At 57.2% G+C, this 16,843-nt stretch carries 12 protein-coding genes; 5 read left to right on the plus strand and 7 right to left on the minus strand.

Annotated features, from left to right (window positions below; genetic code table 11):
* Positions 1-31: 31 nt before the first annotated feature.
* From ACQKLP_RS23150 to ACQKLP_RS23175, 6 genes are all read right to left on the minus strand, one after another.
* On the minus strand, positions 32-2,134 hold the full coding sequence (locus ACQKLP_RS23150; protein WP_427325350.1) for a copper-translocating P-type ATPase: 2,103 nt from the start codon (positions 2,132-2,134) through the stop codon (positions 32-34).
* A gap of 114 nt (positions 2,135-2,248) precedes the next feature.
* Entirely contained in the window at positions 2,249-3,970 is a 1,722-nt protein-coding gene (locus ACQKLP_RS23155) for a hybrid sensor histidine kinase/response regulator (protein ID WP_427325351.1), read from the minus strand.
* A 204-nt stretch (positions 3,971-4,174) separates the two neighbouring features.
* Positions 4,175-4,861 (minus strand): ankyrin repeat domain-containing protein, encoded by a 687-nt coding sequence (locus tag ACQKLP_RS23160; protein WP_427325352.1) that lies wholly within the window; start codon positions 4,859-4,861, stop codon positions 4,175-4,177.
* 61 nt (positions 4,862-4,922) lie between these two features.
* The gene (locus tag ACQKLP_RS23165; RefSeq protein WP_427325354.1) at positions 4,923-5,783 is read right to left on the minus strand and encodes a helix-turn-helix domain-containing protein; all 861 of its coding nucleotides are present in this window, start codon (positions 5,781-5,783) and stop codon (positions 4,923-4,925) included.
* 15 nt (positions 5,784-5,798) lie between these two features.
* Entirely contained in the window at positions 5,799-8,423 is a 2,625-nt protein-coding gene (locus tag ACQKLP_RS23170; RefSeq protein ID WP_427325355.1) for a PKD domain-containing protein, read from the minus strand.
* A gap of 97 nt (positions 8,424-8,520) precedes the next feature.
* Complete coding sequence (locus ACQKLP_RS23175; RefSeq protein WP_427325356.1) at positions 8,521-8,919, minus strand: response regulator; 399 nt, start codon at positions 8,917-8,919, stop codon at positions 8,521-8,523.
* A gap of 147 nt (positions 8,920-9,066) precedes the next feature.
* Here ACQKLP_RS23175 and ACQKLP_RS23180 point away from each other — a divergent pair, with 147 nt between their 5' ends.
* Positions 9,067-10,581, plus strand: coding sequence for a sulfatase family protein (locus ACQKLP_RS23180; RefSeq protein ID WP_427325357.1), 1,515 nt, complete (start codon positions 9,067-9,069; stop codon positions 10,579-10,581).
* 67 nt (positions 10,582-10,648) lie between these two features.
* Here ACQKLP_RS23180 and ACQKLP_RS23185 read toward each other — a convergent pair whose 3' ends face one another.
* On the minus strand, positions 10,649-11,599 hold the full coding sequence (locus ACQKLP_RS23185; RefSeq protein WP_427325358.1) for an aldo/keto reductase: 951 nt from the start codon (positions 11,597-11,599) through the stop codon (positions 10,649-10,651).
* A 78-nt stretch (positions 11,600-11,677) separates the two neighbouring features.
* On the opposite strand from ACQKLP_RS23185, the gene ACQKLP_RS23190 reads away from it, so the two are divergent.
* The 4 genes from ACQKLP_RS23190 to ACQKLP_RS23205 all read left to right on the plus strand — a co-directional run bounded on the left by ACQKLP_RS23190 (position 11,678) and on the right by ACQKLP_RS23205 (position 16,115).
* Positions 11,678-12,637 carry a 2-hydroxyacid dehydrogenase gene (locus tag ACQKLP_RS23190; RefSeq protein WP_427325359.1) on the plus strand — a complete coding sequence of 320 codons (960 nt, stop codon included), beginning with the start codon at positions 11,678-11,680 and terminating at the stop codon, positions 12,635-12,637.
* A gap of 67 nt (positions 12,638-12,704) precedes the next feature.
* Positions 12,705-14,969 carry a hypothetical protein gene (locus ACQKLP_RS23195; protein WP_427325360.1) on the plus strand — a complete coding sequence of 755 codons (2,265 nt, stop codon included), beginning with the start codon at positions 12,705-12,707 and terminating at the stop codon, positions 14,967-14,969.
* A gap of 97 nt (positions 14,970-15,066) precedes the next feature.
* On the plus strand, positions 15,067-15,570 hold the full coding sequence (locus ACQKLP_RS23200) for a lipocalin family protein (protein WP_427325361.1): 504 nt from the start codon (positions 15,067-15,069) through the stop codon (positions 15,568-15,570).
* Positions 15,571-15,599: 29 nt separating this feature from the next.
* A complete protein-coding gene (locus ACQKLP_RS23205) occupies positions 15,600-16,115 on the plus strand; it encodes an RNA polymerase sigma-70 factor (RefSeq protein WP_341841493.1) in 516 nt (171 codons plus the stop codon).
* Positions 16,116-16,843 lie beyond the last annotated feature (728 nt).

Consider the following 16,843-nt stretch of genomic DNA (forward strand, 5'->3'; position numbering starts at 1 on the left):
GGGGGATTTTTGTTTTTATGATATTTCGATGTTATGATTTGATCTTCAGCATACCGGCATTGATGGCTACCACCACGGTGCTGATGCTCATGAGCACCGCGCCCGCGGCGGGACTGAGCAATATCCCCGCGCCGGAAAGCACCCCTGCGGCTAGAGGCATTGCGATCACGTTGTAACCCGTTGCCCAGGCGAGGTTCTGCACCATTTTCCGGTAAGTGGCCTTGCCGAAAAGCACGAGACTGGCCACGTCTTTCGGGTTGCTGTTCACGAGAATGATGTCTGCCGTTTCGGCGGCCACATCGCTGCCGGAGCCCACGGCGATGCCTACGTCCGCCTTGGCGAGAGCGGGCGCGTCGTTCACGCCGTCTCCCGTCATGGCAACGAACTCGCCGGACCGCTGGAGCTGCGCGATCTTTTCCAGTTTTTCGTGCGGCAGTACTTCGGCGAAGAACTGGTCCATGCCGAGGGTGCGCGCCACGTCTTCCGCCACCACTCTATTATCGCCGGTGAGCAATACCGTTTTTATGTTTTGCTCGTGCAGCGTGCGGATGGCGGCTGCAGATTCAGGACGGACCTGGTCGGAAAGCGCGATGAAACCGATGGGCGTTTCATTGCGAAGCACGTACACCAGCGTTTCGCCGGCGCGGATTTTTTCAGGAGGGTTTTGCAGCGCGTTGGGGCTTACCACCGAAATCGTGGCGCCGTTCAGCTCCGCCGTGATCCCTTTGCCGGTGATAGCCGTGATCTTGCCGGCCTGTTCGGCGCTGATGCCCAGCTCTTTCGCTTTCGCCACGATCCCCGTGGCAATGGGATGCTCGGAACTTTGCTCGAGCGCATACGCGAGGCGGAGCACTTCTGCTTTCGTGACATCGCCTGTCAATGCTTCGAACCGGGTCACGGCGAATTGGCCAACCGTGAGCGTTCCCGTTTTATCGAAAACCAGCGTGGTGATCTTGCGCGCATTTTCGAAAGCGGTACGGTTGCGGATAAGCAGCCCGTTGCGCGCTGCCAGTGCGGTGGATTTGGCTACCACCAGCGGAATGGCGAGCCCCAGCGCATGCGGACAACAGATCACGATCACCGTCACCATCCGTTCCATGGCGAAGGCCAGCGTGCTTCCCGTGAGGTACCACGCGAAAAACGTAGCGAGCCCCGCCACGATGGCGATGGCGGTAAGCCAGCGCGCGGCTTTGTCGGCCAGCAGCTGTGTGCGCGATTTGTCTTGCTGCGCTTCGTTGACCAATTGGATCACCTGTTGCAGGTACGATTCCTTGCTGCCATGCGTGACTTCGATGCGGAGGGCGCCGTTGCCGTTGATGGAACCGGCGATCACTTTGTCGCCCGGGTTCTTTTCCGCCGGTTTGGATTCTCCCGTGAGCATCGATTCGTTGACGGCGCTTTCGCCTTCAGTGATGACGCCGTCTGCAGCGATCTTTTCACCCGGTTTCACGAGAATGAGGTCGCCTTTCTGGAGCTGGTCGGTCGGTATTTCGGAGATCGTATCGTTTTTGATGATGTGGGCGGAGGAAGGCATCAGTTTGACGAGGGCTTCCAGTTCGCGCGAAGCGCCCGCTACCGACGTCATCTCGATCCAGTGGCCCAGCAGCATGATGAGGATCAGCGTAGCGAGTTCCCAGAAGAAGTCCATGCCTTCCAGCCCGAACACGGTGGCGGCGCTGTAGACGTAAGCCACGGTGATGGCGAACCCGATCAGCGTCATCATGCCCGGATTGCGGGATTTCATTTCAGTGAACCAGCCTTTGAGGAAAGGCCAGCCGCCGTAGACGAAAATGATGGTCGACAGCCCGAAGAGTATTTTGTCTGACCCGGGGAACTGCCATGGGAGGCCGAGCCAGTGCTGGATCATGGGCGACAGCAGCAATACCGGCACCGTGAGCACCAGCGTCACATAGAACCTTTTCTTGAAATCCGCGATCATGGCGTGGTGATCATGGCCTCCGTGCCCGCCATGGTCTGCATGCATTTCGTGGCCCGTGTGCTGGCTGTGGCCGGTCATGGGAGCGGGTTGGGGATGGTCATGATGGACGTGGGTGTGGTCTTGCGGCGGATGGGAATGCGGTGCCGGATGATGGTGATGCTCGGGATGATGCTCGTGCGGATCGTTAGGGCTCATGGTACGGTGGTTTGAATGGAAAACAAGTTTGCGGGATGAATGTTCAAATGCCTTGCCAGTATTGGCGATTACCAAAATTGTATAACAGAAAACAGGAATGTTGTAAAAGAAAGGTTACGGTTGCTGGAGATGTTTCTCCAACACATGGCCGAGGGCGGTCAGCTCGATGGGTTTCACGACATAATCGCAGGCGCCCTGGAGCCGGAATTTATCGGCCGATTCGGAATAGGCGTCGCCGCTGGCGATCACTACAGGGATGTGCTGGAGCTGGGGATCGCTTTTCAGGTGTTCAAGCATTTCGCTGCCGTTCATGTTGGGCATTTGCGAATCGAGAATGATGAGGTGGGGCGATTGTTCGCGGGCGATCGTCAATCCCTCGTTCCCGTTATCCGCCGCCAGCACATGGATGCCTTTCGCGCGCAGGAAGTTGCGCAGGATGATCTGGCTCATCCGGTCGTCTTCCACCACCAGCACCGTACTGCCCGCGAAGCTCGTCCTGCCGGGCGTTTCATCCATCATTTCGGGAATCGTGGCGCCGTCCGGAACGGGGAAGGAGATGGTGAAAGTGGTGCTCATCCCGTCCACACAATTAACCCCGATGCGGCCGCCGAGCAATTCCGCGAAATACTTGGAGATGTGCAGGCCCAGCCCGGTCCCTTCCACGAATGATTTTTTCACGGTCACGAACGGCTCGAAAATAACTTTCTGCTTTTCCGCCGGGATGCCGCCACCCTGGTCCGTCACGCTGATGTACCACTCCTTTTCCGCCACGCCGCATTCCACGAGGATTTCGCTGTTGTTGGGGGAAAATTTGATGGCGTTGGTCATGAGGTTATTGAGGATCTGCGACAGCTTCACTTCATCTGTTGTCACCACCGTCAACATGCGCGGCGAAATGCTGAGGCGGATGGTGACGGATTTGGTGAGGGCCAGCAGTTCGTAGATGCGGACGATGTTGTGGAGGAAGGAATGCGTGCGCACTTCGGCCGGATGCGCCTCGTCCCGCTGCCCGGATTCTATGCGCGAAAGCTCCAGCACGTTGTTGATAATGTCTTTCACGTTGAAGCTCGCCACGTACAGATGATCTACCAGACTGCCCATCGTTTCCGGCGGACGGCCGTTCTGCAAATCCATGCGCATAAGCTGCACGATGCCGAAGATGGCGTTGAGCGGATTACGGATTTCGTGGCTGGTTTCCTGCAGGAAGAGTTTTCTCGACTTGTTGGATTTTTCCAGCTCGTCCCGTTTATGCAGCAATTCCTTCAGCAGATCGTTATAGGATTTTTTGTAATGGTAAATGCAAAGCAGGGGGATGAAAACGTGCCATGCGATGTTGATCCACCGCAAAGAACGGATCACGGGCTCGGGTTGCTGCAGGTACGGCGGGTTGCCGTTCAGCAGATGCCATTCCATGAACACGATGGAGGAGCTGAGCGTGGCCACGGCGATGATTTGCCAGGAATGGGTTTCTATCGTCAGGTAAGTGAGGCTGATCATCGACATGCAGGCGATGATGAAAAGTACCCCCGGCCCCAGGAGCCAATCGAAATAAACCGCCCACAAAGATTGGAAGGCGACCAGCAGCAGCGTGGCGGTCTTCAGTTTGCCATAACGGTTGAAAATCACCGGGATGCAGAAACACACCAGCGCCAGGGTATTGCCGAAGAATACGATCGGCAACCGGGTGATGAAATAATAAACGACCCCGAGCATGAAAAGACTGCTCCCGATCGCTAATGAAAGGGAATTGATGATCCGCACCTGGCAACGTTTTTCCTCCGGAAAGCGTGTGCAACCGGTGTCCAGCAGTCGGGTTATCGGGGCGATGATATTCATGTCTTCAGGGTAAATTTCAGGAACAGGTATCCATCACGTTCAGGGGCTTCCGGACCAATTTTTTTCCGGCTCTTTTCAAATGTAATCAATCCATCCGTGCAGGCAAAAACTTAATATCCACGCCAATTCGTTTGTGTAAATACCAAAAAGGCTCCCCATCCGGGAAGCCTTTTCTCTTCTTTCCTCGCCTATCACTCTCAGTCGTTATTTCGCGCCGGCCTTTTCGAGGAGGCTGGCGATTTCGGTCTGTTTTTTCTGCCGGGCATGTTGCAGCGTCGTAACGCCATCTTTATCAGCGATATTGAGATCTGCTCCTGCGTCGATGAGCAGTTGCACGATGCGGATATGCCGCGGTCCCCCGTCGCCGAGGATCACCGCTTCCAGCAACCCGGTCCATCCGAGCCGGTTGATGTGGTTGATGGGGAATTTTTTGTCTTCCAGCAGGGCGATCACCGTTTCCACATGCCCGCGCTCGCAGGCGGGAATGAGGGCGGAGCCGCCGTACCGGTTATAAACGGTGTAGTCTGCACCGGCTTTCATACACATCCGCACGATGTCGGTCATCCCTTCGGCGCCTGCGTAGAGGAAAGGCGAATTCAGGATTTTGTCCTGCGCGTTCACGTTCGCTCCCGCATCGATCAGCGCCTGTGCGGCTGCTGCATGATGTTTGTATACGGCCGTCATCAGCGGGGTGCGGCCTTCCGCATCCCGCGATTCGAGTTGCGCGCCGGCGCGCAGCGCGTCGCCGATGGCGGCGGTGTCGCCCGCAGCCGCGGCGGCCTGTAACCTTTTATTTGCACTGTTGTCCATCTTGCTCGTCTCCTTTTCGTGCTGTGCGCAGGCGGGCATCGTTACGCCCAATACCAGCGCCAGTAACATGGTTTTCATCATCTGGTGTCGTTTACCAAAATTAAACGTAATCAAATGGACGGAAAGGGGAAAAACGTGCGGATCAGGGTACTTTCTGAACCTGCTGGCGGAATTCCAGGGGCGTTTGACCGGTATACCGGCGGAAGAAGCGGGAAAAGTACGACGTGTCGGAGAATCCCAGTTCATACGCGATCTCTTTCACATCCTGGGTCGTGAGCGACAGTAACCGCCGCGCTTCCAGCAGCAGCCGACGGCGGATGAGATTGCCCGCCGTGATGCCGGTTTCCTTGCGGCAGACGATGTTGAGGTATTGCGGCGTTACATGGAGTTGCGCGGCGTAATGCTCGACGGTTGCGTTTTCCCGGTAACTTTTTTCGAGCATGGCGAGGAACTGCTTCACGAGGCGCTGAACGGGTGGCTGGTTGGTGGTGGGATGGGCTTCGTCGTACCGGCGCTCGAGCATGGTGAGCAGGGAAAGCAGGCGGTAGGTGATGATGCGGACGGTCAGGTAATCGGCCAGGGCATATTCTTCGAGGATGCTTTCCAGTTCCCGGACCACCGCTTGGAGGGGCGCTTCCTCCAGTTGCAGGTGCGGATTGGCGGAGAAAGAGAAAAACGGCCACTGGAGCGTGTCTCCCGTCAAAAAATCCCTGCCGAACATCAATTGGAAACCTTTCGTGTCCGGATGCAATTCCCAGTCGTGCGGCTGCCCCGGCGCCAGGAAATACACCGAGCCCGGGGTAACGGGATACGGCGAAAAATCGATCGTATGGGTACCGCTGCCGGCAGTTACGACCAGCAGCATGTAGAAATCGTGCTTGTGGGGCTGCGGAAGGCTCGCCCGGCCCTGATCCTCATGCCGGAATATGCTGAACACCTCCGCCTTGAGCGGTGTGCAGATGTCCTGTATGCGGATAACGGGCAGGTGCTGATTCGAAGCCATACGCGAATATAAGCGTTATCGCAACAGCGTGGCCGTGCCGCTTAGGAAGAAGTCCGCCCCGAAGTAATCCACGGCGCTCACCTGCCAGACGTACGTTCCGTTATCCTGCAATTCGCCCTTCGTCCGGCCGTCCCATCCGCGGTTATTTTCATTTCCGCTGTACACGAGCCGTCCCCAGCGGTTGTACACCCGGAAGTACCGTATCTCGCTGATCCCCGCGCCGATGGGCCGCAACCAATCGTTGAGGCCGTCGCCGTTGGGGGTGAACGCCGTTGGCACGAACACCTGCGGCAGCGTGTTGTAAACTTTCACCGTAAGGAACGCCGAATCCGCACAGCCCGCCTGGTCCTGCACGAGCACCTTCAGCCGCAAACCCTTATTGGCACTGCGGTACACGGCAATGGGATCGGGATTGCCGGGGTCGGAAAGCCCCGCCGCCGGCGACCATTCATACCGCGTTCCGCCCGAAGCATGCAATCGCAGCGGTTGCCCCACCACCACCGCCGTATCGCGCCCGGCAGAAGCCTGCACTTTCGGGCGGACCGTCACCAGCACCGTATCCCGCGAAGGTTTAGGGCATCCGCGTGTATCCGTAGCCGTGAAAACGTAAGCCGTGCTCTCCGCCGGCCTTACCACCGGGTCGAGCGTTCCCGGCAATGCGGGCGACCACGCAAATCCGCTGCCGTCGGTAGCGGCGTGCAATTGCGCTTGGGTTCCGAAACAAATGACCGTATCGTTCCCTGCCCGCGCGAGCGGGTAAGGCACCGCGCGCACCCAAACGCTGCCGCTGGCCGTGCAGGCGCTCACACTGGCCGTCACGAAATAACGCGTATCTCCCGGCGGGCTCACCAGCGGCGCGGGCGACCCAGCCTGCAACAATCCAGGGACAGCTGCCCAATTGTAGACCAGCCCGTTGGATTGCGGCCGCAACCGGATGGTATCTCCCTGGCAGATCAGCGTATCCGCCGGCATCTGCAGCGTCACCTGGCTGGTGGTGCGGATCAGGACGGAGTCGCGGTTCAGGCAGCCGTTCTGGTCGAGGTCTACGTAATATTTCGTGTCGGAAGTGACGTTCACATTCGGCGTGGCGGTTTGCGAGCCGGTCATGTTCACGGCGGGCGACCAGGTAAAATTGCCCGACCCGGAGGCGCGGAGCGTGAGCGGGTCCGGCGGACAAATCAGTGTATCCCTGAACGCCAGTCCTATCGGTGGTTTGTCGAGAATATCGATCGCTTGCTGCACCGTATCCTTGCAGCCTACGGAATTATGTGCGATGAGCGTAACGGTGTAGCGGCCCGTGGAAGGGTACGTCCAGTTTGGGTTTCGATCTTCCGAACGGTTGGTCATGGTGATGGCCTGGCCGAAATCCCAGTTCCAGTAATTCACCGTTCCGAAGGCCGTGGTGGTTTGGTCGGTGAAGGAAACGGGTTTGGCGATGCAGGAGCCGGCGGAAGAGAAGGCGGGGTTGAAGCCGGGGTATACCAGCGCGAGGGCTTCCGTGGAATCCGGGCATTGCAGGCCGCGGTTGGTTGTGAGCTTCACCGAATAAGTACCCGGCTGCGCGAACGTGAAATCCGCGACGGGATTGGCGGAGGTATACACGAGCTGGCCGGCGGCGTTGCGGAACTCCCAGTTCCAGCGGGCGATCAATGGGCTGGTAGACCGGTTGGCGACCACGAGCTGCTGCGAATTGCCGCAGAGCATATATTCCGGCAGGAGCGTGGCAGACGCGAGGGTGCAGCCCGTGATGTTGAGCTGCAGGTCTTTCCGTTGCGTGGCGATGACGGTACCGTTCCGCAGTTCCTGTACGCACACGGTAACCACGTAAATCCCCACTTCCGGCGCGATGCCGGTGATGAGGCCCGTGACGGGATCGATGGAAACGCGGACGCCGAGGGGCGCATCCTGGCTGTATCCTGTGCCATACGGCACGCTTACGTAGGGCGGCGGCACGGTGGGCTGGCTGGTGGCGCCCCCGCCTCCGGTGCCGGGGTTGCCGCTGGAGTAACCGATGGTCTGGTAAGCTTCGCAAAAGTAATAGCGAAGCTCGTCGTTGTCAGGGTCTTCGGCCGCGAAGCTGTATTGGAACGGGTTGTCGGCGCAAACGGTAACGAGGTCGGTGCCGGTGAACCGTGCGCTGCGGTTGTCGGTGGCAGTGGCCAATTGCGCCGTGCCGGGGATTTCAGCGGTGTAGGTGGCGCCGATGCGGTCGTAGCCTGGTTCCAGGTTGCTGATCTGGTTTACGCGGTTGGTTACCTGCGAAGTGATGACATATCCATCCGGGGAATCCTGTAGCGTAACATTGAAATGCCAGTACCCGACGTAGTAGCAGATCGTGGGTGGACGGGTGATGCAGGGGTCGTTGCTCGTATGGCTCAGCTGTTCTTCCCGGTTGAGGGGGACGGACAGCATGAAGATTTCCGCGTTGGTGGCCCGGTTGTACACGCCGATGTAAATGGGATTGTAGAAGGAACGGTTCTGGGTGCCGCAACTGCGGAACTGTTTGAGCGTCACCTGGTAAGTGGTGCTGCCGTTGGCGCGGGACAGTACCGTATAATACATTTCCCCGCCGGTAATATGGTCCGCGCGCAGGCCGGCAGAAAAGGCCATGATCAGCATCAGGAGCGACAGGTGCTTCATGCAAAGGTATTGTTCGGGATACGGAAAATCCGTTCGGGCGGTTGCTTGCCCAGGTCGCAAATAGTCAGGCTGATGGCGGGTATTCCGGGAATGGATGTTATCGGGTGGCGGGGTACAGCAGGCTGTGGAGCATGCTCACCAGTTCCGAGAACTTTTCCGGTTTCGTGTAAAACTGGAAAGCACCCAGTTCCAGCGCCTGCCGGATCGTTTGCTGGTCGGATGCCGTGGAATAAATGATGACGGGGATGTGTTTGGTCCGCTGGCTGGTTTTCAACTCCTGTAAAAACTGCATGCCATTCATCACCGGCATGTTGAGATCGAGGAAAATAAGGTCTGGCAACGATTCCGATGTACTCAGGTGCGTAATGCCTTCCTGCCCGTTCGATGCCAGGGAACAGCGGATGGAATTGTCAATGAACGCCAGCGCAGACAAAAATATCTCCTGGTCGTCCGCATCATCGTCGATCAATAAAAGATTGGGTACAGCAGTTGTCATAGATTATACGATTACAAAGGCTAAAAACTCGCATGAGGAAATAAATGCATTTGTTTATCGCCCGCCGCATATCCCTATCAAATTAATCATTTTAAGTTGAATTATGCGGAAATATTGAGTAAGATTGCGCGGAACAATTTTATCCGGATGAAACGGTTACTCTTTATGTTTTTATGCGGCATGCTGGCGGGAGAAGCGATTGCCCAGCAGCGGCCGAACGTCATTATCATTTATGCGGACGATGTGGGATATGGCGACCTGAGTTGCTACGGCGCCACCCAGGTGCAAACGCCCAACATTGACGCCCTGGCCAAAAGCGGCATCCGCTTCACCAACGGCCATACCACATCCGCTACCTGCACGCCGTCCCGCTACGCCCTGCTCACCGGCCAGTATCCCTGGCGCAAAAAAGGAACAGGCGTGCTCCCCGGCAACGCGGCCATGATCATCCCGCCAGGTTCCCCCACGCTCGCGTCCATGATGCAACAAGCCGGGTACCAGACCGCCCTCGTCGGGAAATGGCACCTGGGGCTGGGAGACGGTTCCCCCATCAACTGGAACACCGCCATCAGGCCCGGTCCCAACGAAGTCGGATTTAATTACGCCTTCTTCTTCCCCGCCACGGCCGACCGCGTGCCGACCGTTTTCGTGGAAAACGGCTCCATCATCGGCGCCGACCCTGACGATCCCATCGAAGTCAATTACCAGTCGAAAGTCGGCAACGAGCCCACCGGCAAGGAAAACCCCGAATTGCTCAAAATGCGATCATCACCCGGCCAGGGCCATAACAATACCATCGTGAACGGAATCGGCAGGATCGGCTGGATGAAAGGCGGTTCCCGCGCAAGATGGACAGACGAAGAGGTGGCTTACGCGTTTACCGACAAAGCCATCGAATTCATGGAAGCCAACCGCAAAAAACCTTTCCTGCTGTGCTTCAACCTGAGCGATATCCACGTGCCCCGCATGCCCGCCACCGCCTTCAAAGGCAAAAGCAAACTGGGTTACCGCGGAGACGCGATCCTGCAGATGGACTGGAGCGTGGGCCGCATCATGGACAAACTCCGCCAGCTCGGCCTGGAGAAAAACACGATCGTCCTTTTTTCCAGCGATAACGGCCCCGTGCTCGACGATGGCTATGTGGATGGCGCAGTTACCCAGCAGAACGGTCACCAGCCCGCAGGCCCGCTGCGCGGCGGCAAATACAGCGCGTTCGAAGGCGGCACCCGCGTGCCCTGGATCGTAAGCTGGCCCGGCACCGTGAAGGCCGGCGGTACGTCGGACGCGCTGATCAGCCAGGTCGATCTTTACGCCACTTTCGCGAAACTGACCGGACAAAAATTGCCCGAAAATGCCGCGCCGGATAGTCACGACATGCTGCCCGCATTCCTGGGCAAAAAGCCGGAAGGCCGCTCCTGGCTTGTGTTGCAGGGCGGTTCTTTGTCACTCGTGCAGGGAAACTGGAAATACATCACCCCGTCGAAAGGCGCGAAGCTCATGAAAGAAGTGAACATCGAGTCCGGCAACGACGAGCTCCCGCAGCTGTACGACCTGCGTGCGGACGTAGGTGAAAAACAGAACCTCGCCGCGCAGCATCCCGACAAGGTGAAAGCCATGGCGGAAGCGCTCGAACGGCTGAAGAACGCATCGCAGACCCGATAGAAGAATAATACGAACGGAACGGCCCGGAGCGTTTGCTCCGGGCCGTTCGTTTTTTGAAAGCAGTACATCAGAACGCGCTGGCGGTATTGAGCAGTTCCATATCGGCTGTATCCAGCTGTAGCGAAACGGCGCGGATGAGCTCGCCGAGCTGCTGGAGGTTGGTGGCGCTGGCGATGGGCGCGGTCACGGTGGGCCGGTTTTTCACCCACGAAATGGCTACCATGCCGGGTTTGGACTGATGCTTGGCCGCTACGGAATCGAGGGCTTCCAGGATGCGGGTGCCGCGATCGTTGAAATATTTTCCGAGGAATTTGGCGCGGGGGCTGCCGGCAATGTCGGCCGCGGAACGGTATTTGCCGGTGAGAAAGCCGCTGGCGAGGGAAAAGTACGGGATCACGCCGAGTTGGTGTTCCGCTGCGTAGGCGGCAAATTCGGTCTCGTATTTTTCGCGGTCGAACAGGTTGTATTCGGGCTGTAGGGTTTGGTAAGCCGGCCATCCCTTGTCTTTGCTGATGGCGGCGGAAGCCACGATGCGGGGCCGCGTCATGTTGCTGGTGCCGATGTGGCGGACTTTCCCGGCGGAAATGAGGGAGGCGTAGGCTTCGAGGGTTTCTTCGATCGGGGTTTCCGGATCGTCGTAATGCGACTGGTACAGATCGATGTGATCGGTTTGCAGGCGGCGGAGGGAATCTTCTACGGCAGTCAGGATGTACGATTTGCGCAGGCCTCTCTTTTCCTCCGAAATCACACCGCCTACTTTGGTGGCCAGCACGATTTTACCGCGCTTCCCGGAAGCTTTCAGCCATTTGCCGATCACCCGTTCGGAAGTGCCGGGACTGTTGCCCGGGGCCCAGCGGGAATAGGTATCAGCCGTATCGATGGCGTTGAATCCCGCGTCGGTAAAGGCGTCCAGCAGGCGGAAAGACATTTGCTCGTCGGCCGTCCAGCCCAGTACGTTCCCGCCGAACATCAGCGGAGCGATGGCGAGGCCGGTATTTCCCAAAGTTCTTTTATCCATGCGCATGATTTTTAAGGGTCATAAAGCTAAAACTTAAATTGCAGGAAAATTGTTTACACACCTAACAAATCCGTTCACATGAAAGTATTCATCACCCGGCAGATTCCCGAAGCGGGGATACGGCTGCTGCGCGACGTAGGTATCGAATTCACGGAACATACGGAAAAGCGGGACCTCGCACCGGAAGAGCTGGTGGCGGCGTGCAAGGCGCATGATGCGCTGCTGAGCGTGGGCGGGAATAAGCTGAACGCGGATTTCTTGCAGGCGTGCCGGCATTTGAAAGTGATCGCGCTCATGTCTGCCGGGTACGACAACCTCGATGTGGCTACCGCAAAGGCACTGGGGATCCCGGTGGGGAATACGCCGGGCGTTTTGAGCAATGCCACGGCTGATACGGCTTTCCTGTTGATGCTGGCCGTTTCGCGCAAGGCGTTTTACATGCATAAGCGGATCGAAAAGGGCGAATGGGGATTCTTCGACCCCACGGCCCATCTCGGGATAGAGCTCAACGGCCGGACGCTGGGCGTTTTCGGGTTGGGGAGCATCGGTACCGCGCTGGCGCGGAAGTGCCGCGGCGCGTTCGATATGGAAGTGATCTATCACAACCGCAGCCGGAACGAAGCCGCGGAAAAGGAGCTGGGCGCGCGATATGTGAGCTTCGACGAACTGCTGTCCCAAAGCGACGTGCTGAGCGTTCATGCCGCGCTCACGCCGCAAACGGAAGGGATATTCAACGCCGTAGCCTTCGGGAAAATGAAGCCCACGGCTATTTTCGTGAATGCCGCCCGCGGATCGATGCACCAGGAAAGCGATTTGCTGGATGCCTTGCGGACGCACCGTATCTGGGGCGCGGGCCTGGATGTCACCAATCCCGAGCCCATGGACCGGAACAACCTGTTGCTGCAAATGCCCAATGTGGCCGTGCTGCCACATATCGGCTCGGCTACGGAAGAAGCGCGCGGCGGAATGGCGAGGATGGCGGCGGAAAATATCATCGCAGGGCTGAAAGGAGCGCCGCTCCCGCATCCGATCGGGTAAAACCCGGGGCGTGCTATGATTATCGCATGGTTTTTTGTATCATGGGGTAATATTCCACGTCCCTACTATGCCGCACCTTATTGCCCGAAGGAAATTCCTCGGAAATCTGTCGCTGGCCACTGCCGGCTTTTTACTGAACTGGCGCCGCTCTTTTGCGGCCATGCCTCCGCTGACCGAAAAGGCCGCCCTCGCGCTGCCGCATTTTCCGGATACTTACCACGCATTCGTCTGGCGAAACTGGTCGCTGGTGCCGCACGATACGCTGGCACGCGTGGCGGGCACTTCTGTGCAAAACATCCTTTCCACCGGCCTGGCCATGGGCCTCGAAAAGCCGGCACCGGTTGCAAAGCTGGCGTGGGAGCGGAGCTACATCACCATCATCCGCCGAAACTGGCACCTGTTGCCGCGGACGCAGTTAACGGACTTGTTGGGATGGGATGAAAAGAGGTTCGAATTCACGCTGCGCGAAGACGATTTTCTTTACGAAAAACTGGGAAGCTTCAAGCCTTCCTGCGCGCCGGTGCAATATCAACCGCCATCCGCCGCTACCGCTGCTATCGGCGAAGTGATGAAGCGGGAATTCCCCGAAGGGCTCCCCAAAAGCCGGGAACCGCTGTTCCATTTCATCCGCGAACTGAGCGATCCGAAAAATTCCCTGCATGGTGTTCCATCTGCGGGATTTTCGCCGCGGCTAGGCTATTCCTATTTCGCGCTGTATGGCGATCCCTTGCTGGACGCGGCTTCCGATCCCTATCCGGATGCATACCTCGCGCGGTTGGCCGCCAGCGGGATAGACAGCGTCTGGATCCACATCGTACTGCACAAACTGGTCCCGTTTCCCTGGGATGCCTTCCAAAGCGAAGGCCATGAAACCCGGTTGAAGAATCTCCGGAAGCTGGTGGACCGCGCCGCAAAGCACAACGTCAAAATATTTTTATACCTCAACGAACCGAGGACCTGGCCCGCGTCTTTTTTCGAAAAGTATCCGCGGCTGAAGGGTGCGGAAGCCGGTGGTGTGGTCAGTCTTTGTACGAGCCACCCGCACGTGCAGGCGTACCTGCGCAACGGCATCGCCGCCATTACGCGCGCGGTGCCTGGATTGGGCGGGTTCTTTTCCATCACGGCTTCCGAAAACCGCACCAATTGCTGGTCGCACGGCCAGGGTGCAGGTTGCCCGAGATGCGGGCCGCGCGGCGGGCCGGCGGTGATCGCGGAACTGAACCACAATTACGCCGAGGGCATCCGGAAGGGAATGGAGAAGCGGGAAGACGGGCCGGTGCCGGAGCTGATCGTGTGGGATTGGGGCTGGCCGGCGGGATGGGGGAAACAGATCATTCCGGCATTGCCGAAGGAAGTGTTGTTGATGAGCGTGTCCGAATGGGATGTGACCATTGAGCGTGGGGGCGTGAAAAGCAGTATAGGAGAATATTCCATATCGGCGATCGGGCCGGGACCCCGTGCCAGGGTGCATTGGGACGCGGCGCGTTTTGCCGGGATCAGGACCATGGCCAAGATACAGGCGGGCAATACCTGGGAGATCGCGGCGGTGCCGTATATCCCGGCGTTGCGGAACGTGGCGGAGCATGCGGCGGCGTTGCGCGCAGAAAAGGTGGACGGGCTTATGCTGGGCTGGACGCTGGGCGGGTATCCGTCTCCCAACCTGGCCGTTGTGGCGTTGATGATGAAGGAAAAGGATTTGCGGCCGGAAGAAGCGATGGCAAGGGTGGCGGCTGCGCGGTATGGTGCTGCGGGCGAAGCGGTGACGCGGGCCTGGGAGGCGTTCAGTAAGGCGTTCAGCGAATTCCCTTTTGGGGGAGGCTTGTATTTTTCGCCCATGCAAACGGGGCCGGCGAATTTGATGTGGAATGTGGGGACGGGGTACCAGGCCACGATGGTGGGTTTTCCGTACGACGATCTCGCGCGTTGGCGGGGGCATTATCCGCAGGAGGTGTACGTGAGGCAGTTGCGCAAGGTGGCGGATGGTTTTGCGGAGGGATTGGAGACGTTGAGGAAGGAGACCGGTGGACTGCGATTGCCGGCGGACGAGGCGAAAAAGTTGATGTTCGAGCAGGAGGTGGCGGAAGCGGTGGCGGTGCATTTTCGCAGTGCGGCGAACCAGTGCGAATATATCGCGTTGCGGGGTGACGAGGCGGGAAAGGCGCTGCGGGCGGCGTTGCTGGAGGATGAGCTGCGGCTGGCGCGGCGGATGCTGGTGTTGCAGCGGGGGAATTCGACGTTGGGTTTTGAGGCGTCCAATCATTATTTCTATACCGGGGAGGATTTGTTGGAGAAGGTGTTGAATTGCCGGTTTTTGCTGGATGCGGGCGGCTGAAGAATTTTTTTTCGGTCCCCAGTGAGGGCTTTTCCCCCGGCAAACGAATACTATGCAGATACGGGTGATTTCATTAACTTAATAGTGTTATCATTTTATGAAGCCTGTTTACGTAGCCCTGATATGTTTACTATTCACGTTATTTTCCGGATGTCGTAAGAAGGACGACGCGGCGCCTCCGTCATCGGGGCGGAGGGAGATGGTGGAAGGTTCCTGGAAGCAGAAGGACCTGGTGATAGCGGTGAGCGTGAAATTGGGAGGTCAGAATATTCCTGCGGGAACGAGCATGATGGTGTTAGCGCCGATGCTGGGGCCTGGAGGGGCGCTGATTACCTGCACGAAGAACAATACATATCGTTTTAATAAGGACAATACCATGAAGGTGGCGGGTTGCACGGAGCTTTTATTTCCTGTTACGGGGAATGACGGAACCTGGTCCCTGGATATCTATGATGCCGTGCTGCTGCTCAAATCTGCGCAGGGCGATCCGGACCCGCACTGGATAGACGAATTGACGGATAAAACCCTGAAAATTTCCATTACAGCAGTCATTCCGAATGTGGCGACGGTTCCGTTGACGCTGATACTTGAGAAGTCGTGACCTGAATACGATTGATATTATTGAATTATATGCGATACACCGCGCAGGATATCAGGCTAGGAAATAAGGATGCCTTCCGGATGGTATATCAATTATATCATCAGAAGTTGTATTACTTCACGCTGCGGCATGTGCAATCTGCATATGTTGCGGAGGAGACGGTGCAATTGACGTTTATCCGGATGTGGGAGCGCCGGGAGTCTTTATCGCCGGAAGTTTCGATATCGCAGCAGTTATTCCGGATCGCGAAGAGTATCATGATTGATTTGTTGCGGAAGGAGTATGTGCGGGACCGGCATATGGGGGTGTTTTCCGAAGGGCAGGAGCGGGAGTCACCTGCGTTTGATCTGGAAGGAAAGGAGGAATTGGAGCGGGTGTATTTTTATTTAGAGCATTTGTCGCCGGTGCGGCGGCATGTATTCCGGATGAGCCGTTTGGAGGGATGGACGTACCAGCAGATCGCGGAGGCGTTGTCGATTTCTCCGCGTACGGTGGAAAATCATGTGTTGCGGGCGGTGAGCCAGTTGCGGAAGGCGTTGTTGTGATAGGGGGCTGGGAGATGTGGGGGAGATGGATGAATAAATCGAAGATGTGTGGGAGGTGGAAAGATGTGTGGAAGGTGAATGGGATTAAGATGGAAGATGAATGGCAGATGTGTGGGAGATGGAAAGGTGTGTGGAAGAAGGGTGGCCGTAGGATGGAAAGCGAATGGAAGAAGTATGGGAGATTTGTGGGTGATGAAGATATTTGGAGGAAGGATGGTAGTTGGATGGGAAACGAATGGAAGAAGTATGGGAGATTTGTGGGGAGATGGAAAGATGTGTGGAAGATGAATGGGAATTAGATGGAAGATGAATGGCAGATGTGTGGGAGATGGAAAGGTGTGTGGAAGAAGGGTGGCCGTAGGATGGAAAGCGAATGGAAGAAGTATGGGAGATTTGTGGGTGATGAAGATATTTGGAGGAAGGATGGTAGTTGGATGGGAAACGAATGGAAGAAGTATGGGAGATTTGTGGGGAGATGGAAAGATGTGTGGAAGATGAATGGGAATTAGATGGAAGATGAATGGCAGATGTGTGGGAGATGGAAAGGTGTGCGGAAGAAGGGTGGTAGTTGGATGGAAAACGAATGGAAAAAGTATGTGAGATATGTGGGGAGTTGGAAATATGTTTGAAAGATGAACGGAGTTGAATGGAAGGGAACGAGAACGAATGTAAGATTTGTGAGAGACGGAAAGTTGTGTGGAAGGTGAATGGAAGAGGATGGAAGTTGT

The organism is Chitinophaga sp. NPDC101104, from assembly GCF_050277495.1.
In the GTDB taxonomy this organism is placed as follows: domain Bacteria; phylum Bacteroidota; class Bacteroidia; order Chitinophagales; family Chitinophagaceae; genus Chitinophaga.